Raw genomic sequence first — 21,982 nt, 5'->3', positions numbered from 1 at the left:
GGGGGCCGCTGGCAACCTTGCGCTAGACCTCTTGCGGCCCCCGCCTTCGCGGGGGCGACGGATATCAGATTCCCAGCGCCGCCGCGATCTGGTCCCAGCGCAGCAGTTTGAAATTCTGCGCCCTGGGGGCGTTGTCGCCGTCCTGCGCGAGGAAGAGGCCATCGGGATAGGCGGGGCCGAAATGGCCCGCGACCGCCTCGATGCCGTCGGTGTCGCTGGTCGCGCCATATTTGCCGGCGGTCACCGCGAAGCGGCCGACATAGTCCATGCTCGGCAGCTTGAAGACCGCATAGGCGTTGTCGCCCTGGCTCGACGCGAGCAGGTAGCGCTGGCCCTTATGGTCGATCGTCGCAAGGCCCTCGACGTCGGCGACGAGGCGCTGGTTGTCGACCGGCGCGACCATCTTGGCGTCGACGCCCGCGCCATTGGCGGTAAGCCGCCAGATGCCGGCATCCTCTTCGCCGACGTACAGCGTATCGCTGTCGAAGACGCAGCCTTCGGACTGGGTCGGGATCTTGTGCTCCCATTGCGCGGTAAAGCGCGGCGCGGCGCCGTCGACGGCCAGCGTCCCGACGCGCACCGTGCCGTCCTTGATGATCAGCGCAGCGGTCAGCGGTTCGCCCGGCGCGGTTTTTTTCAGGCAGAAGCCATAGGCCTCGCCGGTGCCTGCCGCGGCGCGGCCGAGCGCGGTCAGACCTGTGGTGGCGGGATCGATCCGGAACAGCGCGATATGCGCGTTGACGCCGTCGTTGCGGTCGCTCGCCGCGACGATGTTGCCGACGACGTCGACATTGTTGACCAGCCCGCCCTTGATGAAGGCGATATCCTTGCCGGTCAGGTCATAGACGTGGATGCCCGCCTTCTTGTCGGTGGCGATGATCAGCGCGCGGTTCGGGTTGGCGGGATCGACCCAGATCGCCGGATCGTCGGCGGCATCGGCCTTGCCGGTGCCGACCGGATCGGTCTCGCCGGTCGCGGCGACGGGGACGGGCGGGAGGCCGAAAAAGACGGGTTCCTTGGCGCCGCAGCCGGCGAGCGCCGTTGCGAGGCCGAGGGTGGCGAAGAGTTTTAGGGTCTTGGTCATGTCATTTCCCCGATGCGACGCAGACGCCGCCGTCCGGCCCGACCTCGCCCGAACACCGGCGCGTGGCGAGCGTCGGTTCGGTGATTTCGGCCAGGCGATTGCCCTTGTCGGTGCGTGTCAGATCGAAGCCGTCGTACAGCTTGCCCGACGCGGTGAAGGTGCGGAACTTGATCGTCTTCGGCGCGACGTCGACGATCTGGTAGAGTTCGGTCGCCTCGGCGACCTTGTCGGGTTGCCAAGGCGTGCGGTCGTTGAGCTTGTACATCTTCGAGCCCGTCACCGAGACCAGATAGACCGGCCCCTGGATCATGCCGTCGGCGCGAGCCTTGGCGCTTGCCTCGCGGCCCGCCTCGCCGGTCAGGCGGCTGTAGCAATGGTCGTGGCCCTGCAGCACCAGGTCGACCTTGCGCTTTTCGAACACCGGCTTCCACGCCGCCTTGATCTCGGCCGTGTCGTTGGGGCGGGCGCAGGTGAACACCGGCTGGTGGAACAGCACGACGTTCCAGTTCGCCTTCGACGCGGCGAGCGTCCGGTCGAGCCAGTCGGTCTGCGCCTGCATCGACCCGAGGTCGATCGCCGCGGTGCCGTCGAGGACGATGAAGCGCACCCCCTGATAGTCGGTGTAATAAGTCGTCGCTTCGACCGGCTTCACCCCGTTCCGGGGCAGCGCGAACTGCGCCGGCCAATAGGGGCCGAGCTTGCGGCTTTCACTGCCGTCGGGCCGGATGTCGTCGACATATTCATGGTTGCCGGTCGCCGGCACCTGCGGGACGATCGCATAATTATAGCCGCCCGCCTGGTTCCACTCGCCCCATTCGTCGTCATGGTCGAGGTCGTCGCGCTGGCCGACGAGGTCGCCGGCATGGACGACGAGGCGGATGTCGCCATTGGCGTGAAACGCCTGGCGGATCACGCGGCTGGCATAGGTCAATATGCCGTTCTGGACATCGCCGAGATAGAGGAAGCGAAAGGGCTTGTCGGCGGCGGCGGCGGTGCGGAACTGATACCATTCGCTCCAGCCGGCGGCGCCCTTCACCCGGTAGCTGTACGCGGTATCGGGGGTCAGTCCCTCGAAGCGGATCTGGTGATAGAGCGCGCGGCCATAGCTGCTGTCGACCGGCATCGACGTGCCGCCGACCAGCTTTGCCTTTTCCTCGAGCGTCGGGCCGTCGACCGACACCGCGAGCTGGGCCTGCGCCTCGGCCTGCGCGGTGTCGGTGCGAAAGGCGACCGCCATCTCACGCGCCGGGTCGGCCCCGGGCGTGAGGACGATGCGGTCGGCAAGATTTTTGGGGGCATAGGGAAGACCCGCCGAACGGGGGATGGGCTGGCCATCCTCCGTCCGCGTGACGATCGCGAAGCCGGTCGTCGCGGGTTCGGCGGCCGCCGCCGTCCCTGCCAGCAGCGTCGCCGCGAGCAGCGACAGGGCGAAGCTCCGCTTGGTCGTCATCATGTCTTCCCCGTGCCCCGACGTCATCAGAAGCTCGCCGAAACGCCGAACTTCGCGGTCCAGCTGTATTTTTCATACTGCAGGATGCGCTTCGCGCCCGCGAAGTTCTGATAGGCGAAATAGGGCGCGTCGGTGACGTTGATCCACTCGGCGAACAGGCGAATGTCCTTGGTGACGCGGAATTTCGCCGACAGGTCGAGCTGGAAATGCTGATCGACGAAACGGTCTTCGTCGGCATCGCCGCCCAGTTCGTCGAGATATTTGTCGCGATAGGTCCCCGCGGCGCGCAGCGAGATCGGGCCCTTTTCATACCCCAGCGCGACGTTGAAGGTGTGCTTCGACGAGGCCGGCAGGTTGATGCGGCGCGGATCGGTCAGGTCGTCGCCCGCGAACACCGTGCCCTTGGCGTCGGTGAAGGTGTAGTTGGCGTTGAGCAGCAGCCCGTCGAGCGGCGCAGGCAGGAAGGTGAAGCGCTGCGCGAAGCTCAGCTCGATCCCCTTGACCTTCGCGGTCTCGCCGTTTGTGAAGGTCGTCGCCTTCGTATAATCGATGCCGAGGATTTCGCCCGGGGTGGTGTCGGTGAGCTCGACGATGAAATCGTCGATCGACTTCCAGAACACCCCGGCGGTCAGCGCCGAATTGTTGCCGAAATAATATTCGGCCGACGCATCGATGTTCCAGGCGCGATAGGGCTTCAGATTCGGGTTGCCGAACTCGGCTTCCAGTTCCTCGTTTAGGACGACGCGCGGCGCCAGGTTCGACAGCTTGGGCCGCACCAGATTCTTGTACCCGGCGAGGCGCAGGACAAGGTTCTGGGCGGGTTCGAAGCGGAAGGTCAGGCTGGGCAGCCAGTCGGTGTAGTTGCGGGTGATCCGGTTCGGCGTGATGTCCAGCGTGTCCTCGTTGATCGCGAAGGCGCGGATGTCGTTATAGGTGCGTTCGAAACGGACCCCGCCGACGATGCGCAGCGCGCTGCTGTCATAGCGGCCGAGCAGATAGCCGGCGAGTACGTCCTCATCGATCGCATAATCCGACGAGGTCGAATTGATGATCGTGTCGTCCTCGTTGAGCCTGAAGGCGTCGGGATTGCCGTAATAGAAGAGGCTCGGCGCATGCTTGTCGGGCAGCGGCCCCAGATCCTGAATACGATAATTGTAGCTGGCGGCGAGGACGTTGCCGAGGTTGTAGGTGCCGTTGAACCCGTCATAGACCAGCGCGTCGAGGTCGTAGGACTTCGAACGCCAGCGCGACTTGACCCCGCCCTGCAGCGTGAAGGTGCCGTCGTTCATCGCGAACTCGCGCGCCACGTCGCCGCGTGCCATCCATTCGCGATCCTGCGAATCCGACAGATCGGTGACTTCCAGCTCGTTGAAGCCGTAGCTCGCGGTGTTGTTGAACAAGGCGGTGTTACCGGTGACCGCGAACAGCGGCCGGCGCGGGTCCGAATAGTCGAAATTGACCCCGACCTCGTTCGCGCCGGTGCCCGCGAAGCGCGCACGGAAACGCGTCGGGTCGACCGAACCGTCTTCCTTCTCGCTCGCCTTCGAATAGCTGCCCGAATAGGTCAGCTTCCACGGGCCGGTTTCGGTTTCGCCGCCAACGACGAGCGAGGCGATCTTCTGCTTTTCGAACCGGTCCTTCATGCGGCGGCGCACCTCGATGCGGCCGTCGGCGCTCGAGAATTCGGCGCTGGTCTCGGTCGATTCGCGCGGATCGCCGCTCATGATGAAGATCACGTCGCCGCGATATTCCTGGTCGGAGAACTGGCTGTAGAGGCCGCGGGCATAAAGCTTGGTGGTGTCGCTCGGGCGCCAGTCGAGGCTGAGCGAGCCGCCGAGGCGCTTCCGTTCGACGTCATAGTCGCGATACTGGATTTCGCGGGCAAAGGCGTTGCCGTCCTGCTCGTCCCAGTCCGCCGCCTCGATATTGTCGGTTTCGAACTTGCGCTGGTAATAGCTGATGCCGCCGGCGATGCCGAAATTGTCGGTGACGCGGGTCGAGAAATCGAGGCTGCCCTTGGGGGTCAGCGCGTCGGCATAATTGTTGTAGCTGCCCTCGAGCTTGACCGAGAGCAGGTCCTTCTTGCGGTCGAAGGCGCTGGTGGTGTGGATTTCGATCGACGCGCCGATCGTGTCGGCGTCCATGTCGGGGGTCAGCGACTTCTTGACCTCGATCGATTCGATCAGTTCGGCGGCGACGACGTCGAGCGCGACCGAGCGGACGTCGCTTTCGGGTGCGGGCAGGCGCGCGCCGTTGATCGAGGCGGCGTTGAGTTCGGGGTCGAGGCCGCGGACCGAGATGAAGCGGCCTTCGCCCTGGTCGTTGAGGATGTTCACGCCTGGCAGGCGGCGCAGCGATTCGGCGACATTCTGGTCGGGGAACTGGCCGATCGCGTCGCGGGTCAGGACGCTTTCGACGCCGTCGGCGGCGCGCTGGCGCGACAGGCTGCTCGACAGGTTGGCGGCCTGGCCGATGACGAGGATCGAGCCGTCGGTGCCGACCGAGAGATTGGCGATCACATTGCCGCTGTCGGTGACCGTGACGCTCCGGGTGACGCGCTCGGCGCCGCTATAGCGTGCTTCGAGCGTGTAGGTGCCCGCGGGAACGTCGACGAAGCGATAGCTGCCGTCGCGGCTGGCTTCGGCGACGCGGTCGAGTTCGACGATGCGCACTTCGGTGCCCTGCAGCGCGCGGGTGTCGGTGGCATCGGTGACGGTGCCGGTGATGTCGGAGGCAAAGGCGGTGCCGGGAATCGCGGCGGCGAGCGAAAGACAGGTGCCGAGCAGGATGCGCGACCGGACATTCAAAAGCTTGGACATAAATCCCCCTGGAGAGTGGAAAGATCGTCCGGTCCTGTTGGCTCCGGACGAGTCGAGGGGGCCAGTGACAGCGCTCTATGACCGCTGTGTTACGGGGGTGTCACACTAATGAAACAGAAGGAAAGCGGTTTCCGCGCCAGCGCTACGGATTGCGCCGAAAGTGGCGCCCGAAGATTTTTGACGCCGCGCGGCGGCGATCAGCCGATATGTTTGAAGATCCAGCCGATGCTGGCACCGCCCGCGGGCGCGGTGCCGGTGACGACGAGCTGCTCGGCCGGGTGCGGGCGGCCTTCGCCGTCGACCCACAGGCTTTCCTCGATGTCGAGCGCGCCCTCCGAGGTGCGGAATTGCCACAGCGGCCCGCCGTTGATGCGCAGCAGCGCGCCGAGCTTGTCGGCGGTGAGGCTCGCCGACAGCGCGGGTCCGAGGTGGAAACGCAGCACGAACGCCTTGTCGCCCTTGCGGCGGCTGCGCGGGGCGGGGAGCAGCTGGTCCTCGCCGCGCAGTTCGCGCCCGTTGGGCGACAGGATCAGCAGGCGGCGGTGGATCAGGCCATGGCGGCGGGCGTAGCCGTCGTGGCTCATCTCCAGCCGGCTGCCCTGCGGCGTCTCGCGCCGGTCGAGCTCGACCTCGGTGACCCCCTTGCCGAGCGACCCGCTCGCCAGGATCGCGGTCGAATTGCAATCGGCGAGGATCAGGGTCGAATGCGCGGCGGTGGTACGCAGCCCGCGCGCGAGGTCCTCGGGGATCGTCGCGCCGGTCAGCGCCGCGCCGCCGCAATTGACGATGATGCGGTCGGCGCCGTCGCTGAGTTCGAAGGCGAGCGTCGAGGCGCAGCCCGCCTCGGTCACCCGCGCGATCGGCGGCGGCGCGGCATCGGCGAGCAGCACGACCTTGTTCGCGACGAGCCGCTGATAGCCCCAGTCGCGCGCCTGCTTGAGCGGGCGGGTGCGCACCCCGCTGGCGGTCACGATCGCCTGGATCTGCTCGGCCGCGGTCGCCCCGCTGCCCTGCCAGCTGCCCATGCCGCCGTCGGCGTGGACCAGCCCGAGCAGCGCCGGAACCGCGCGTGCGAGCACTTCCTGCACGAAAGGCGGCACCGCCATGCGGCGCATGTCATAGACGCGCGCGAGCATCGACAGCGCCATGATCGCGTCGAGCTGCGCCTGCGGCGAGCGCGCGATATTGCCGCCGTCGGCGTAGAAGCTGGTTTCCAGCACCTTGCGCAGCCCCGCCTCGCCAAAGATCTGCCGCGGTTCGCCGCCGGGCATCAGCAGCGACGCGGCGACGATACCGGTCCAGGCGACGAGCTGGCCGATGCCGGGACGCGTCTTGTCGGCGACGCGGTCGAGGTGGCGCGCGGCGCGCGCGAGATGGTTGAGCACGGCCGAACGATAGATGAGGTCGCTCGACGACAGGATCAGCGGCGCATGGAACGCCCAATAGAGGATGCGCCAGCCGGTGTTGTCGGCGCGCCAGGCGGGTTCGCTGACGGTTTCGCCATGCGCGGTGAGCCAGTTGCGCACCATCGCCTCGGCGATCGGGGCGCCGTCGGCGCGGGCGCCGGTCGCGGCGAGGTCGCGCAGCCAGGCGAAGCTGTGGAGATAGTCGGCAAAGGTCGGCGCGACGGAGAGCGCCGCGAAATCCAGCTCGCCGAGCGGCTGCTTGAGTCCCCGGTGGAGGAAATGCCCGGCGCGGATCGCGGTGCCGGCGCGGGTGTCGCCGGGAATCGGGTCGGTCGGCACGCCGAGCAGCTTGAGCGGGAAGCGCCCTTTCAGGCGGAAGGCGTGCAGCGGGGTGCGCCAGGTCAGGCGGGTAAAATGATTGGCGATGCGGTCGCCGAGCGACAGGCCCTTTTCGGCGGGCAGGCGGATCAGCCGTTTGCCGGGCTCGATCGTGTCGTCGATCGGCGGGGTATCGTCGCCCGCATCGGGAAGCTGGTCGATGGGGGCAGAGGTCAAGGCTCTTCCCTTCACCGATCAGGCGCCGCGGAGGCTTCGGATATTGTCGGCGTAAGCGTCGGGGCCGCCGCGGAAGGTCGCGGTGCCGGCGACGAGGACATCGGCGCCCGCGGCGATCGCCAGCGGCGCGGTCGCAACGTCGATGCCGCCGTCGACCTCGAGCCTGATGTCGCGGCCGCTCTTGTCGATCATCTTGCGTACCGCCTCGATCTTGCGGAGCTGGCTGGTGATGAAGCTCTGGCCGCCGAAGCCCGGGTTGACGCTCATGATCAGCACCAGGTCGATGTCGTCGATCAGATAGTCGAGCATCTTCGCCGGGGTCGCGGGGTTGAGCGACACACCGGCCTGCTTGCCCAGCGACTTGATGTGCTGGATGCTGCGGTGGATGTGCGGTCCGGCCTCGGGATGGACGGTGATGATGTCGGCGCCGGCGGCGGCAAAGGCGTCGAGAAAATGATCGACCGGCGAGATCATCAGATGGACGTCGAAGGGCAGGCTGCTGTGCGGGCGCAGCGCCTTCACCACTGCGGGGCCGATCGTCAGGTTCGGCACGAAATGGCCATCCATGACGTCGATATGCACCCAGTCGGCGCCGGCGGCCTCGATGGCGCGGACTTCCTCGCCCAATCGCGCGAAATCGGCGCTGAGGATCGACGGGGCGATGCGGACGGGGGCGATGTGTGACGGGGGCGTGACGGGGGACATGACCACCGGCCTTAACCATCAACCCCTTGGGGGGCAAGCGGGCCTTCGGCGCCAGCGGTGGAAAAGGCGCGATGGCGGCAAGGTCCTCCCTGCGGCGCTGCCGTGGGGAGGGGGACCGCCGCGAAGCGGTGGTGGAGGGGCCGCGGCCTTGCGCCAGCCTTTGACGGCGTCGGCCCCTTCGTCAGCCGCTGCGCGGCTGCCACCTCCCCATCGCTTCGCGACAGGGAGGACCGTTCATCGCCAGCGCCAGCCGCCCTCGGTGCGGGCGCGATAGATCGGCAGCGGCGCGAGGCCCGCGAGGACGATCGCGATCGTCATCATCGCCGGCCGGTCGCGCAGCAGCGTCGCGATGCCGGTGATCAGCGCGATGTGGAGCGCCATGAACAGCCAGCCCTGCCAGGCGATCGGCAACCCGCTGCCATAACCGCTATTTTTGGGACGAAACCAGGGCTTCTTGTCCAGCAACAGATGCAGCATTTTTCAGCCTTCCTCTTTCGGCGGGCGGCCGCGTTTGGCGGCGACCGGCGGCTTGACCCTGATCCCGCGCCGCGCCAGCGCCTCGCGCAGCAGCACCTCGATCTGGGCGTTGGCGCTGCGCAAATCGTCCGCCGCCGCCCGCTCGATCGCGGCGTAGAGCGCCGGATCGACCCGCAGGGCAAAGGCTTTTTTGGACGACGGGGACACGGCCTCATCCGCCTCAGTAAAGCGAGCCGGCGTTGACCACGGGCTGGGTGTCGCGTTCGCCGCACAGCACGACCATCAGGTTCGACACCATCGCCGCCTTGCGCTCGTCGTCGAGTTCGACGACGCCCTTTTCGGAGAGCAGGTTGAGCGCCATCTCGACCATCGTCACCGCGCCCTCGACCAGCTTCTTGCGCGCCGAGATCACGGCCTCGGCCTGCTGGCGGCGGAGCATCGCGCCGGCGATTTCCTGCGCATAGGCGAGGTGGGTCAGGCCGCATTCGTCGACGGTGATCCCCGCGACGCTCAGCCGTTCGATCAGCGCCTTGCGCAGCTCGACCCCGACCTCGTCATGATTGCCGCGCAGGGTGATTTCCTGATGCTCGATATCGTCATAGGGATAGCGCGAGCCGATCGAGCGCACCGCGGCCTCGATCTGTGCCATCACGAATTCCTTGTAATCATCGACGTCGAACAGCGCCTGCGCGGTGTCGGTGACGCGCCACACGACCTGCGCCGCCATCTCGATCGGGTTGCCGCGCAGGTCGTTGACCTTGATCTTGTCCGAAATCACGTTGTTCGCGCGCACCGCGATCTTCTTGCGGGTCAGCCAGGGCAGCACCCAGCGCAGCCCGGCTTCGCGGTCGGTGCCCTTGTAGCTGCCGAACAGCTGGATCGCCGCGGCTTCATTGGGGTTGATCAGGTAAAATCCGCACAGGATCAGCAGGCCGGCCACCGCGCTCGCGGCGACGACGGCCCATTTCCAGGCGACCTGGACGTCGGCGGTCGCGTTGGTGATCGCCGCCCAGGCCGCGATGCCAAGCAGCGCGAGCCAGACGAGCAGCATCAGATAGCCGCTCGCGGTCGCGGCGCGCACTTCCCGCGTCGGGTTCAAACCCGCGGCCACATTCGAATCAGTCATCATGCCCTCCGATATAATTATGATATCATATTTATATCGAATTTCACGGCTGTCAACACGCCGGTTTCCGGCGCCGCTGGCCGGGCTTGCCAAGCCCGGCCTTCGCACCCCAATATCGGCGATATGCGCGATGATCGACAAATTACGGAACGCCTCCCCGCCCGCCTGAACCGCTGGCTACGCCGCTATGGCCCCGCCGAAGTGGCGGCGGTCGCCACCAGCTATGGCGGCTTTCTGGCGGCGAGCGCGATGGGCGCGCCGCTGGTCGGCGCCGCTTACGCCGCGGCGATGGTGGAAAATGTCGGCTTTTACGGCGTCATGGGCGCGCAGGCGGCGTGGACCGCCGCACCGGGGCGGCGCTGGCGCGCGGTGGCGCTGCTGCTCGTCGAATTCGGTCCCGCCGAACTGCTCGACACCTTCGTCATCCGTCCCGCGGCGATCGGGTTCACCGTCTGGCTGCTCGGCCCCGCGCTCGGCATCCTCGCGGGCAAACTGCTCGCCGACGTCGCCTTCTACGCGCTGGCGATCGCGACCCACGAACATCTGCGCCGCAAGGGGCTGGGGTGATCGCGGGGAATCCACCGCCTTTGCTCAGCGCCACCATTCTTTTAGCTCTTTCCACCAGTTCGCTGGCAGGGCGGTCTCTTCAACGGGTTCATCGCCGTCAAGATATTCGGCGGCTTTGGCCCTCGGCGATTTATGAAGATCCAGTAGTGCGCGCATCAATGCGAGTTGGGCCGCCGAAAAACCCGAACTGCCTCGCTTTATGACCCGATATCCTCGCGTGTCGCCGATTTCGAAGAAGACCGCCATGCCGTCGCATCCCGCCATATCGTTATCGAACGGGGCTGACGCAATCTGCGCGTTTTCCGCGAGCGCCTTGATATGGGAAAGCCTCGCGGGAGAAAGGCTAATCCTTGTTTGCTCGGCGATGGCGGTTGGCGGCATGTCCGCCCGATCATCCAGTGTCGTGACGAGCGCTTCGCCGCTGCGGCCGTCCCGGGAAGATATGCGAACGATCGTTGCACCATCGAACGACGGAAGGAAGCTGAGCCTGAGGATATAGGCCTGATCGCGGCGGTCTCCCGCGCGGGACAATATGGGCTCCTTGGCTGCGCGCAGCGCTTGGGCGATCCACTCTTCCATGAATTCCGCCTCGCCAGCATATCGCCCGAACGGAATGTTGCCGATCGGCAGGTAGGTCGAAGACTCTTGTCCCTGTGTCTGGTCGCGGGGCGCCCCGTCGCGCGTCGCATAGGCGACACTCACCGCGATCAGGATCAGGGCGGCCAGCGTCAGAAAAACGCGTCTGCGCATGGCCGCCCCTCTCGCTTATTCGCCGGTCGGGAAGCCGCGCTTGTGGAGCAGCGCCTTCACATCGGGGTCGCGGCCGCGGAACGCGCGATAGGCTTCGGCGCGGTCGGTTTCGTTGCCAGTCATCAGCAATATGGTGCGGAACTTGTCGGCGACTTTGCGGTCCCACGGGCCGCCGGCTTCGGTGAACGCCGCCCAGGTGTCGGCGTCCATCGTTTCGGACCAGAGGTAGGAATAATAGCCCGCCGAATAGGCGTCCGAGCTGAACAAATGGCCGAACTGCGGCAGGCGATGCCGCATGACGATTTCCTTCGGCATGCCGATTTCGGCGAGCGTGTCGCGTTCCAGCTTGTCGATGTCGGTCGGCGGGGTCTTGCGGTCGTGGATCTTCATATCGACGATCGCGCTCGACAGATATTCGACCGTCTCGAACCCCTGGTTGAACTTGTTCGACGCGAGGATCTTGTCGACCAGCGCCTGCGGCATCGGTTCGCCCGTCTTGTAGTGCGTCGCATATTTCGACAGTACTTCGGGGGTCATCAGCCAGTTCTCGTTCACCTGGCTCGGGAATTCGACGAAATCGCGCGGTACCCCGGCGAGCGCGGGGTAATAGATGTGCTGCAGCAGATAATGGATGCCGTGGCCGAATTCGTGGAACAAGGTCGTCGCGTCGTCGAGGCTGACCAGCGTCGGCTCGCCCTTCGCGCCTTCGGTGAAATTATTGTTGTTCGACGCGAGCACATTGCGTTCGCCGCCCAGCGTCTGCTGGCTGCGATAGGTCGTCATCCACGCGCCCGACCGTTTGCCGTCGCGCGCGAAATTGTCGAGATAGATCAGCCCGACATTCTCGTTCGTCTTGAGGTTATAGACTTCGAAGGTTTTGACCTTGGGATCGAAGACCGGAACGGTGCCGGTGTTTTCGCGGAAGCCGAGGTCGTAGAGTTGCCCAGCCGACCAGAACATCGCCTCGGTCAGCTTGTCGAGCTGAAGATAGGGTTTCACCTCGCTCTCATCGAGGTCGTATTTCTGCTTGCGAACCTTCTCCGCGTAGAAGCGATAATCCCACGGCTCGATGGTCAGCTTCGGGCCCTTGCCGGCCTTGGCTTCGGCGTCGGCGATCGCCTGCATGTCGGCGACCTCTTCCTTCACCCGCGCGACCGCGGCGGGCCACACCTTCATCATCAGGCCCATCGCGTTGGCGGGGGTTTTCGCCATCGTGTCGGCCATGCGGTACGCGGCATGGTTGGGGAAACCGAGCAGTTCGGCGCGCTGCTGGCGCAGCTTCAGTATCTCGGCAATCGTCGTGTTGGTGTCGTTGGCGTCGCCATTGTCGCCGCGGTTGACGAAGGCCTTGTACACCTTTTCGCGCAGCGCACGGTTGGTGGCGTTCTGCAGCACCGGCTGCGCCGACGAGCGGGTGTTCTTGATCGCCCACTGGCCGGGTTTGCCATTGGCTTCGGCGGCCGACGCCAGCGACGCGACGAAGCCGGGTTCGAGACCCGCCAGTTCGGCCTTGTCGGTGACGAAGGTATAAAGTTTCTCGTCGCCGAGCAGCTTCGACGAGAAGGTCGAGAACAGCCCTTCGAGCTTGGCGTTCATCGCGACCAGCTTGGCCTTGTCGGGGGCCGACAGGTTGGCGCCGTCGCGGACCATCTCATCATAGCTGCGCTCGACGATGCGGATCTGCTGCGCATTGAGGCCGCTCGTGTTGCGCGCGTCATAGACCGCCTTGTAGCGCGCGAAGAGCTTGGGCTCGAGGAACAGCTCGGTATAGAAGGTGGAGATTTTCGGACTCCACTCGGCGTCGATATCCTCGACGCGGTCGTTCGACTTGTTCGACGATTGCACGCCCCACAGCGCGAACACGCGGTCGGCGGTGTCGCCGGCGAGCATCATCGGGACATGGGTGTTCTCGAACGTCGCGGGTTCGGGGTTATCGATCACCGCCTGCACCTGCGCCTTGGTCTCCGCCATCGCCTGGGTGAAGGCGTCGGGGAAGAGTTCGGGATCGAGCTTGTCCCACGGCGGTACCCCTTCGAAGGGGCCGGTCCAGGGCGCGAGCAGCGGGTTGCCATCGGCGGGCGCTGTCGCGGCCGGCTGGGCAGGGGCGGCGGTTTCGGCGGCGTGGGTCATCTGGCTATAACCCACAAGCAGCGCAGTCGATGCAAGCATCATCGACGCGCGGCGAAACTGGCGGCGGGCAAAAAGGGGCGCGTTGCGCGGCATGTTTCGAATCTCCCGGTGGAAAAGGTTTCGGGTGAAACCATGTCGGCGGGCGTCTTAACCAGATGTGACGGTTATGTGCAAGTTTGGGGCCTGCGACCCTCCCGCCGCAAGGCGACAGCGAGGAACTCACCCCTCGAACATCGGCTGCGCGAGCCCCGGCACATCGACCCGGAAGCTGAACACCCCGCCCGCATGCGGTTGCGCCGTCCGCTCGCCCTCGGTCAAATTCTTGCCCGCGCTGGTGACGAAGGCGGTGCACAGATCGTCGCCGCCGAAAGCGAGCATCGTCGGCCGCTGGACGGGCAAGTCGACCGTCTGAAGCAGTTCGCCCGCGGGCGACATGCGAACGATCCGCCACCCATCCCACAGCGCCGACCAATAGCAGCCTTCCGCATCCACCGCGGCGCCGTCGGGGCGGCCATTGCCCTCGGGAAATTCGTGGAACAACCGGCCTTCGCCGAGCGTCCCGGTCGCGGGATCGACATCATAGGCATGGATGCGGTGCGTCGGCGTATCGGCGTGGTAGAAGGTGCGCCCGTCGGTGCTGAACGCCGCGCCGTTGCTGGTCATCAATCCGCCGAGCATTTTTGTGAGGCTGCCGTCGGGGTCGAGACGGTAAAGCGCGGCGTCGCGTTTCGGCTTGTCGGCAGTCAGGCTGCCGATCCACAGGCGGCCGGCGCTGTCGACGCAGCCGTCGTTGAAGCGCTGGTGCGGCAGCTCGGCGAGCGCGGCGGGACCGAACGGACGCGGTACGGCTCCCCAGTCATCGATCAGCGCGCAGCCGTCGCCGAGCGCGGCAATCAGTCCGCCGCTCGCGCGCGGCGCGACGCAGCCGACCGGTTCCGCCAACTGCATCCAGTCATGGTCGCCGGTCGCGGGATCGAGCCGATGGATCTGCTGCGCGTCGATATCGACCCAATAGAGGCGGGCTTCGCCGGCGTGCCAGCGCGGCGACTCGCCGAGCAAGGCGCCGGCATCGAGGAGAAGTTGGACCATCGGCGCGCTGTAACCTGCGCCGTCGCCGCTGCCCAGCGCCTGCAAACCTATTCGTCGCTGCGGCTTTGTGCGAGCGATGCCGCGACATTCATGCCGTAACGGCATTTCTACTTGACGTGCACGTAAACGTAAGGTCAGGTGGCGGGCGAAGGGCGCGCGCCAGCGCGGCCATACACGCGCGCCGGCTCCCCGCTTTCGTCCGGCCGTCATACGGGAGAAGAAGACGATGTCGCTCGATAACCTGTCGCGCTCGGCCTATGGCGAGGATCATGAGGCGTTCCGCGCCACGGTCCGCCAGTTCCTCGAAAAGGAAGTCGCCCCCAACGCCGCGCAATGGGCCGAGGACAAGATCGTTCCCAAGTCGATCTGGCCCAAGGCGGGCGAACTCGGCATGCTGTGCCCGACGGTGCCCGAGGAATATGGCGGTCTCGGCCTCGACTTCGGCTATAATGCGATCGTCGACGAGGAAAGCGCCTATTACGGCCGCGCCACTACGGGCTTCTCGCTCCAGTCGGACATCGTCACCTCCTATATCGTCAAATATGGCAGCGAAGAGCAGAAGAAGCACTGGCTGCCCAAGATGGTGGCGGGCGAGGTGATCACGGCGATCGCGATGACCGAACCGGGCACCGGTTCCGACCTTCAGGGCATGCGCACGACCGCGAAGAAGGATGGCAATCATTATGTCATCAACGGGTCGAAGACTTTCATCACCAACGGCCAGAACGCCGACCTGATCCTCGTCTGCGTCAAGACCGACACCGAGATCCAGCCGGCATGGAAGGGCGTGTCGATCGTCCTCGTCGAGGCCGATCGCGAGGGCTATGAGCGCGGCCGCAATCTCGACAAGATCGGGCAGGACGAAGCCGACACCTCGGAAATGTTCTTCAACGACGTCCGCGTCCCGATCACCAACTGCCTCGGCGAAGAGGGACAGGGCTTCATCTATCTGATGAGCGAGCTTCCCCAAGAGAGGCTGTCGATCGCGGTCAGCGCGCAGGCGGCGTCGCAGCGCGCCTTCGACGACACGGTCGAATATACCCGCGACCGCAAGGCGTTCGGCAAGCCGATCCTCGATTTTCAGAACAGCCGCTTCGTGCTGGCGGACCTCAAGGCCAAGCTCCAGGTCGGTTGGGCGCATCTCGACTGGGCGCTGGCGCGTCACATGAAGAAGGAACTGACCCCCGAAGAGGGCGCCGCGGCGAAGCTGTGGCACACCGAGTTGCAGTGGGAGGTGATGGACAAATGCCTCCAGCTGTTCGGCGGCTCGGGCTATATGAACGAATATCCGATCGCCCGCGCTTGGCGCGCCGCGCGCGTGACGCGGATCTTCGGCGGCACCAACGAAATCATGAAGGAATTGATCGGGCGGAAACTCTGACGGCGGCATGAGCAATAAATAGGGACAGTCCCTATTTATGCAGAACAGTCGCCCGGCAATTTGATGTCACCGGGCATAAATAGGGACTGTCCCTATTTATTGCGCCCCACGAAGAAAGGAACTCCCCATGGCTCATGCTTATATCGTCGATGCCGTTCGTACCGCTGGCGGCAAGCGCGGCGGCCGGCTCGCCGGTGTCCACCCCGTCGACCTTGGCGCCGCTGTCTTCGATGCGATCGCCGACCGCAACGATTTCGACACGTCGAAGATCGACGACGTCATCACCGGCTGCGTGTCGCAGGGCGGGCAGCAGACGATGGATTTGGGCCGCAACGCCGTGCTCGCGTCGAACCTGCCCGACTCGATCCCCGCGGTGACGATCGACCGTCAGTGCGGATCGTCGCAGCAGGCGATGATGTTCGCGGCGCAGGCGGTGATGTCGGGCACTCAGGACATCGTCCTCGCCAGCGGCATCGAAAGCATGACCCGCGTGCCGATGGGCAGCGTCGCGACGCTCTTCATCAAGGAAGGCCTCGGTCACTACAAGTCCGAGCGGCTCGAGGAAAAATATCCCGGCATCATGTTCAGCCAGTTCATGGGCGCCGAGATGATCGTCAAGAAGCATGGCTTCACCAAGGACGACCTCGACGCCTTCGCGCTCGAAAGCCATCGCCGCGCCAAGGCAGCGACCGAGGCGGGCCATTTCAAGCGTGAGATCGTGGGGCTGGACATCGACACCCCTGAAGGCCGCGCGATGCATCTCGTCGACGAGGGAATCCGTTTCGACGCGACGCTGGAAGGCATCGCCGGGGTCAAGATCCTGCAGGAAGGCGGCACGATCACCGCCGCTTCGTCGAGCCAGATTTGCGACGGTGCGTCGGCCGCGCTGATCGTTTCGGAACAGGCGCTGAAGGACCATGGCCTCACCCCGCGTGCACGCATCCACCATATTTCGGTGACCGCGGGCGACCCGGTGATCATGCTCGAAGAACCTTTGTTTGCGACCGAAAAGGCGCTGAAGAAGGCGGGCATGAGGATCGAGGACATCGACGCCTATGAAGTGAATGAGGCCTTCGCGCCGGTACCGCTCGCCTGGCTGAAATATCTGGGTGCCGACCATGCGCGCCTGAACGTCCACGGCGGCGCGATCGCGCTCGGCCACCCGCTCGGCGCCAGCGGCACCAAGCTGATGGCGACTTTGCTCGGCGTGCTCGACGCGACCGGCGGCAAATACGGCCTCCAGACGATGTGCGAAGGCGGCGGCCAGGCCAACGTCACGATCATCGAACGGCTGTAAGCAATTTGGCGTCGCCCCCGCGAAGGTGGGGGCCGCTATCGGGGTAGCGCGAGGCTGCCAACGGCCCCCGCCTCCGCGGGGGCGACGAATATGAACTAGGGAGACCAATATGAAACTCGATTCCACCGTTTCCGCCGTCGTCACCGGCGGCGCCTCGGGCCTCGGCGCCGCGACCGCGCGCGCGCTGGCGGCTAAGGGCGTCAAGGTCGCGATCTTCGACCTGCAGGAAGAAAAGGGCACCGCACTCGCGGCCGAACTAGGCGGCGTGTTCTGCGAATGTAACGTCACCGACGACGCGTCGGTCGATGCCGCTTTCGCCAAGTCGCGCGAAGCGATCGGCCAGGAGCGCATCCTCGTGAACTGCGCGGGCACCGGCAACGCGATCAAGACCGCGAGCCGTTCGAAGGAAGACGGCAGCATCAAGCATTTCCCGCTCGATGCCTTCAACTGGATCATCCAGATCAACCTCGTCGGCACCTTCCGCTGCATCGCCAAGTCGGCGGCGGGGATGATGACGCTGCCGCCGATGGAAGACGGCGAGCGCGGCGCGATCGTCAACACCGCGAGCGTCGCGGCCGAGGACGGCCAGATCGGCCAGGCCGCTTACTCCGCATCGAAGGGCGGCGTCGTTGGCATGACGATCCCGATCGCGCGCGACCTCGCGAGCGAGAGCATCCGCGTCAACACGATCTTGCCGGGCATTTTCGACACCCCGCTGCTCGCGGGCGCGCCGCAGAATGTCCGCGACGCATTGGGCGCCTCGGTGCTCAATCCGAAGCGCCTCGGCAACCCGGCGGAATATGCCGGTCTCGCGCTGACGATGATCGAGAATGGCTATTTCAACGGCGAGGACGTCCGCCTCGACGGCGGCATCCGCATGGGCCCGCGCTGATATGGCCAAGCCGGAAAGCTGGCGGCTCGATGCCGCCAGCTACCCCGCGTCTATCGAATTGCAGACGCGGTTCCAGGACATGGACATCAACGGCCACCTTAACAATGTGGCCTTTGCCGCCTTGTTCGAAAGTGGCCGGGTGCTCCTCAACCGCGAGGTGCGGCCGCTGATCGATCGCCCCGCGAACGAGCGGACGATGGTCGCGATGGTCGAGATCAATTATCTGGGCGAGGGCAATTTCCCCGACCCGGTGACGATCACCAGCGGCATCGGCCGCATCGGCACGTCGAGCTGGACGATCGTCCAGGCGATGTTCCAGAATGGCCGCGCGATCGCAAGCTGCGACACCGTGGTCGTGTGCCGCACCGACGGTCAGGCCAAGCCGCTGCGCGCCGAGATGGTCGCGGAACTGACCGACAAGCTGGTGACGCCGGCCAATCCATAGGGACTGTCCCTGTTATTCGTCGATCGTCGTATCGCTGTCCGGGACCGACCGGATCAGGTCGCGGGCAAAGCCGATCAGGCCGATCTGGCGACGACGCTTCAGCCGTTCGGCGCGCAGGATCGCCATGACTTCGCCATAGCATTCGTCGACCTGATCGTTGATCAGCACATAGTCATAGCCGTCCCAGTGGCTGATCTCGTTCGCCGCGCGCGCCATGCGCGCGGCGATCACCTCGTCGCTGTCGGTGTTGCGCGCGCGCAGCCGCCGTTCGAGTTCTTCCATCGTCGGCGGCAGGACAAAGACGCGCACGACGTCGGGGCCGGCCTCCTGATACAGCTGCTGCGCGCCCTGCCAGTCGATGTCGAACAGCACGTCCTTGCCGGCATCGAGCAGTTCGTCGACGCGCGCGCGGGGGGTGCCGTAACGATGGCCGAAGACATGCGCCCATTCGAGGAACTCGCCGTCGGCCGCCATCTGCTTGAACGTTTCGGTATCGACGAAATGATAATCCTTGCCGTCGACCTCGCCGGGGCGCGGCGGGCGCGTCGTCGCCGAGATCGACAGCGCGATATCCGGATCGGCGAGCAGCATCTTTTTCGAGATGGTGGTCTTGCCCGCGCCCGAGGGCGAGGAGAGGACGAACAACACGCCGCGGCGGTTGAGGTGGACGCTTTCAGCCATGCGGGCTAATTGCGCGACAGCGCGGCGCGGTCAAGCGGGAAGGGCGACGATGATCCTGGGGGTTTCACGAAAAGGCTGGCTGGTCGCCGTGGGGCTGATCGCGGTGTTCGCCGCGATCCTGTTCGCGATGGGGCGCCCGCCGATCTGCCCGTGCGGGACGATCAGCCTGTGGCACGGCACCGTCCAGTCGAACCAGAACAGCCAGCAGATTTCGGACTGGTACAGCTTCAGCCACATCATCCACGGCTTCATCTTCTATGGCCTTGGTCGCTGGCTGCTGCCGCGCCAGCCCTTGTGGGTCCTGCTGGCGCTCGCGATCGGAATCGAGGCGGCGTGGGAGATATTGGAAAACTCGCCGATCATCATCGACCGTTATCGCGAGGTGACGATGGCGTTCGGCTATTCGGGCGACTCGATCCTCAATTCGGTCAGCGACGCATTGTTCATGATCGCGGGCTTCCTCGCGGCGAGCCGGATGCGGTGGTGGGTAACGGTCGCGATTGCCATCGTCTTCGAGCTGTTCACGCTGTGGACGATCCGCGACAATCTGACGCTCAACGTCCTCATGCTCGTCTCGCCGGTCGAGGCGATCAAGGAATGGCAGGCGGGCGGCTGACGGCCTCCACCGCCGGGCGGTTTCGACGCGGCGCCGGACCCCGAGGACGGAGCGGATGTGCGAATCGGTGCAGCCCGAACGGACCCGTTCGGCTCGATCGACAGCCCGCGAACCCGTGACCCCCGGCCATAGTTGACGGTTCGTCATATTTTCTCTACGAGCGCAACCTCTATAACCTAGATATATAAGTCAGGGAGAGGCAGATGAAGCTTGGCAAGGCGTTCGCCGCTGGCACGATGGTCGCCATGGGCATCGGCGGATGGGCGGTCCCGTCCGCCTTCGCGCAGGACACGGGCGAGACGGTCGACACGTCGGACGCGATCGACGGCGATATCATCGTCATGGCGCGCAAGCGCGAAGAACGGCTTCAGGACGTGCCGCTCGCGATCACCGCGCTGTCGGGCGAAGCGCTGACCAACCAGTCGATCCAGAGCTTCCGCGACCTGCAGGAACAGACGCCGTCGCTGTCGATCAACCCGGTTTCGGCGGACCGCAACTCGACCGCCATCTCGCTGCGCGGCCAGACGCAGACCGACGCGCTGCTCACCACCGACCCCGCGGTCGGAATCTATCTCGACGGCGTCAACATCGCCAAGACGATCTCGACCGAAATGTCGAACCTGATCGACGTCGATCGCGTCGAGATATTGAAAGGGCCGCAGGGCACGCTGTTCGGCCGCAACACCACCGGCGGCGCGATCAATATCTTCTACAAGCAGCCGACCGACCATTTCGAAGGCAAGCTCGTCCTGCGCACCGACGAATATCGGCGTCGCGGCGCGTCCGCGATCGTCAACGTGCCGCTCGCGAGCACGCTGGCGCTGCGCGTCATCGGTCAATATGACAAGCGCGACGGCTATGGCCGCAACCGCGTCGACGGCAAATATATCGGCGGCGACCTCAACGGCGGCAACCTGCGCGCGGCGCTGCGCTGGGACGTCAGCGACGCCATCGACCTGACGGTCCGCGGCGATTACAACAAGGCCAGCACCTCGACCCTCGCCTGGCATATCGCCGGGGTGCGGCCGACGTCGGCGCTGTTGACCAACGCGATCGCCCAGGGCGGCAGCCTCGCCGACATCCTCGCGCAGAACGCCGACTATCGCGACGTCAACCACGGCGGCGAAAGCATCAGCCGGATCGAGGCATGGGGCACCTCCGCCACGCTCAACATCCGCCTGAACGACAGCATCGATTTTAAATCGATCAGCGCCTATCGCGAACTCGACCGGCTGACGCAGCACGATCTCGATGCGACGACCTTCAACCTCATTCTCGTTCGCCAGCCGACCCGGCAAAAGGTCTTTACGCAGGAATCGCAGATTTCCGGCGTGTCGCTCGACGACCGGCTGAACTGGATCTTCGGCGCCTTCTATTCGCGCGAAACGGGCACCGACGGTACGCGCACGATCAACTATAACACGACCACCAACGTCGACGGACGGACGGTGAACGTCACCGATGGTTCGGTCGAGAATTCGAGCATCGCGGGTTTTGCGCAGGCGACCTTCAAGCTTACCGACGCACTTAGCCTGACCGGGGGTCTGCGCTATACCAAGGACACCAAGGCGCTCGATTCGCGCAATCGCGTCGACCGGCCGCTGGGCACCTTCCTGCGCTGCAACCTGCCCACCGCGATCGTCGGCACTGTGACGACCGAGGCCGGCTGCGTCGCCAATCTTAAGCAAAACTATTCCGACTGGTCCTATATGGCGACGCTCGATTACAAGCCGCGCGATGGGCTGCTTTTCTATGCCCGCACCGCACGCGGCTACAAGGCGGGGGGCTTCAACCTGCGCGGCGGCGCCGATCCGCTGACCTTCCAGCCCTTCGATCCCGAAACGGTCACCGACTATGAACTGGGACTCAAGTCCGACTGGTTCGACCGCCGCCTGCGCCTCAACCTGGCGGGCTATATCTCGAAATATGACGGGATCCAGCGCACCGTGGTCGTCGGCAGCTCGCTGCCGCCGCCGAGCCCGCCGACGCTGACCGTGGTGCGCAACGCCGCGAAGGGGACGATCAAGGGTTTCGAGGCGGAGGCGACCGCGGTGCCGCTCGACGGCCTTACGCTGCGCGGCGCGCTCGGCTATGTCCACGCCCGCTATGACGATTATGTCAGCAACGGCGTGGATCGTTCGTTCGAACGCTTCCCCTATCTGCCGACATGGAACTGGTCGCTGTCGGCGGCTTATGAGCATGAGATGCCGGGCGGGCCGCTGCGCGCGCAGATCGACTACGCCTATAAGGGCACGCACGACGGCGCGCCGAGCAGCCTGACCGATCCGTTGACCAAGAGCTGGACGACGATCCAGGGCTATGGCCTGCTCAACCTCCGTATTTCCAAGACCTTCGAAAAGCCGTCGATGAATGTGGCGCTGTTCGTGAAGAACCTGACCGACAAGCGCTATGGCACCACGGTTCTCGATTTCTCGGGCAGCCTTGGTTATGTGCTCACCGCGCCGGGCGATCCGCGGATCATCGGCGCCGAAGTCAGCTTCGACTTCTGACG

19 protein-coding genes are annotated in these 21,982 nt (G+C 65.3%); 7 read left to right on the top strand and 12 right to left on the bottom strand.

Going from position 1 to position 21,982, the window contains the following annotated elements; translation table 11 throughout:
- Positions 1-64 precede the first annotated feature (64 nt).
- From ASD67_RS05320 to ASD67_RS05285, 8 genes are all read right to left on the bottom strand, one after another.
- A complete protein-coding gene (locus ASD67_RS05320) occupies positions 65-1,084 on the bottom strand; it encodes a phytase (RefSeq protein WP_056344415.1) in 1,020 nt (339 codons plus the stop codon).
- Between the two features lies 1 nt (position 1,085).
- The gene (locus tag ASD67_RS05315; RefSeq protein ID WP_443028009.1) at positions 1,086-2,537 is read right to left on the bottom strand and encodes a metallophosphoesterase; all 1,452 of its coding nucleotides are present in this window, start codon (positions 2,535-2,537) and stop codon (positions 1,086-1,088) included.
- 23 nt (positions 2,538-2,560) lie between these two features.
- A complete protein-coding gene (locus tag ASD67_RS05310; protein ID WP_082544860.1) occupies positions 2,561-5,353 on the bottom strand; it encodes a TonB-dependent receptor in 2,793 nt (930 codons plus the stop codon).
- 197 nt (positions 5,354-5,550) lie between these two features.
- Positions 5,551-7,314 (bottom strand): heparinase II/III family protein, encoded by a 1,764-nt coding sequence (locus ASD67_RS05305; RefSeq protein ID WP_056344412.1) that lies wholly within the window; start codon positions 7,312-7,314, stop codon positions 5,551-5,553.
- Positions 7,315-7,332: 18 nt separating this feature from the next.
- On the bottom strand, positions 7,333-8,019 hold the full coding sequence (gene rpe / locus ASD67_RS05300; RefSeq protein WP_056344409.1) for a ribulose-phosphate 3-epimerase: 687 nt from the start codon (positions 8,017-8,019) through the stop codon (positions 7,333-7,335).
- A gap of 234 nt (positions 8,020-8,253) precedes the next feature.
- Positions 8,254-8,496 carry a hypothetical protein gene (locus ASD67_RS05295; protein WP_056344407.1) on the bottom strand — a complete coding sequence of 81 codons (243 nt, stop codon included), beginning with the start codon at positions 8,494-8,496 and terminating at the stop codon, positions 8,254-8,256.
- 3 nt (positions 8,497-8,499) lie between these two features.
- Positions 8,500-8,703, bottom strand: a complete 204-nt coding sequence (locus ASD67_RS05290; protein ID WP_056344404.1) for a hypothetical protein — start codon at positions 8,701-8,703, stop codon at positions 8,500-8,502.
- A gap of 13 nt (positions 8,704-8,716) precedes the next feature.
- Positions 8,717-9,622, bottom strand: a complete 906-nt coding sequence (locus ASD67_RS05285; protein ID WP_056347037.1) for an SPFH domain-containing protein — start codon at positions 9,620-9,622, stop codon at positions 8,717-8,719.
- 123 nt (positions 9,623-9,745) lie between these two features.
- On the opposite strand from ASD67_RS05285, the gene ASD67_RS05280 reads away from it, so the two are divergent.
- Positions 9,746-10,189: a hypothetical protein gene (locus ASD67_RS05280; RefSeq protein ID WP_056344402.1), complete on the top strand. Its 444-nt coding sequence runs from the start codon at positions 9,746-9,748 to the stop codon at positions 10,187-10,189.
- A 24-nt stretch (positions 10,190-10,213) separates the two neighbouring features.
- Here the strand turns inward: ASD67_RS05280 and ASD67_RS05275 are convergent, their stop codons facing one another.
- From ASD67_RS05275 to ASD67_RS05265, 3 genes are all read right to left on the bottom strand, one after another.
- Positions 10,214-10,939, bottom strand: coding sequence for a hypothetical protein (locus tag ASD67_RS05275; protein ID WP_056344400.1), 726 nt, complete (start codon positions 10,937-10,939; stop codon positions 10,214-10,216).
- A gap of 15 nt (positions 10,940-10,954) precedes the next feature.
- Positions 10,955-13,069, bottom strand: coding sequence for a M3 family metallopeptidase (locus tag ASD67_RS05270; protein ID WP_235535576.1), 2,115 nt, complete (start codon positions 13,067-13,069; stop codon positions 10,955-10,957).
- A 219-nt stretch (positions 13,070-13,288) separates the two neighbouring features.
- The gene (locus ASD67_RS05265) at positions 13,289-14,158 is read right to left on the bottom strand and encodes an SMP-30/gluconolactonase/LRE family protein (protein WP_056347036.1); all 870 of its coding nucleotides are present in this window, start codon (positions 14,156-14,158) and stop codon (positions 13,289-13,291) included.
- A gap of 226 nt (positions 14,159-14,384) precedes the next feature.
- Here ASD67_RS05265 and ASD67_RS05260 point away from each other — a divergent pair, with 226 nt between their 5' ends.
- From ASD67_RS05260 to ASD67_RS05245, 4 genes are all read left to right on the top strand, one after another.
- Positions 14,385-15,539 (top strand): acyl-CoA dehydrogenase family protein, encoded by a 1,155-nt coding sequence (locus ASD67_RS05260; RefSeq protein WP_056344395.1) that lies wholly within the window; start codon positions 14,385-14,387, stop codon positions 15,537-15,539.
- A 127-nt stretch (positions 15,540-15,666) separates the two neighbouring features.
- Entirely contained in the window at positions 15,667-16,836 is a 1,170-nt protein-coding gene (locus ASD67_RS05255) for an acetyl-CoA C-acetyltransferase (RefSeq protein WP_056344392.1), read from the top strand.
- Between the two features lie 109 nt (positions 16,837-16,945).
- Positions 16,946-17,728 carry an SDR family NAD(P)-dependent oxidoreductase gene (locus ASD67_RS05250; RefSeq protein WP_056344390.1) on the top strand — a complete coding sequence of 261 codons (783 nt, stop codon included), beginning with the start codon at positions 16,946-16,948 and terminating at the stop codon, positions 17,726-17,728.
- A 1-nt stretch (position 17,729) separates the two neighbouring features.
- The gene (locus ASD67_RS05245; RefSeq protein WP_056344387.1) at positions 17,730-18,173 is read left to right on the top strand and encodes an acyl-CoA thioesterase; all 444 of its coding nucleotides are present in this window, start codon (positions 17,730-17,732) and stop codon (positions 18,171-18,173) included.
- A 12-nt stretch (positions 18,174-18,185) separates the two neighbouring features.
- On the opposite strand, the gene gmk is transcribed toward ASD67_RS05245, so the two are convergent.
- Positions 18,186-18,854 (bottom strand): guanylate kinase, encoded by a 669-nt coding sequence (gene gmk / locus ASD67_RS05240; RefSeq protein WP_056344385.1) that lies wholly within the window; start codon positions 18,852-18,854, stop codon positions 18,186-18,188.
- Between the two features lie 49 nt (positions 18,855-18,903).
- On the opposite strand from gmk, the gene ASD67_RS05235 reads away from it, so the two are divergent.
- Both ASD67_RS05235 and ASD67_RS05230 read left to right on the top strand, forming a co-directional pair.
- Entirely contained in the window at positions 18,904-19,470 is a 567-nt protein-coding gene (locus tag ASD67_RS05235) for a DUF2585 domain-containing protein (protein WP_056344380.1), read from the top strand.
- 203 nt (positions 19,471-19,673) lie between these two features.
- A complete protein-coding gene (locus ASD67_RS05230; RefSeq protein WP_056344377.1) occupies positions 19,674-21,980 on the top strand; it encodes a TonB-dependent receptor in 2,307 nt (768 codons plus the stop codon).
- Positions 21,981-21,982: the final 2 nt, after the last annotated feature.

The organism is Sphingopyxis sp. Root1497 (genome assembly GCF_001427085.1).
In the GTDB taxonomy this organism is placed as follows: domain Bacteria; phylum Pseudomonadota; class Alphaproteobacteria; order Sphingomonadales; family Sphingomonadaceae; genus Sphingopyxis.
This window is presented reverse-complemented; position numbering and strand designations above follow the sequence as displayed.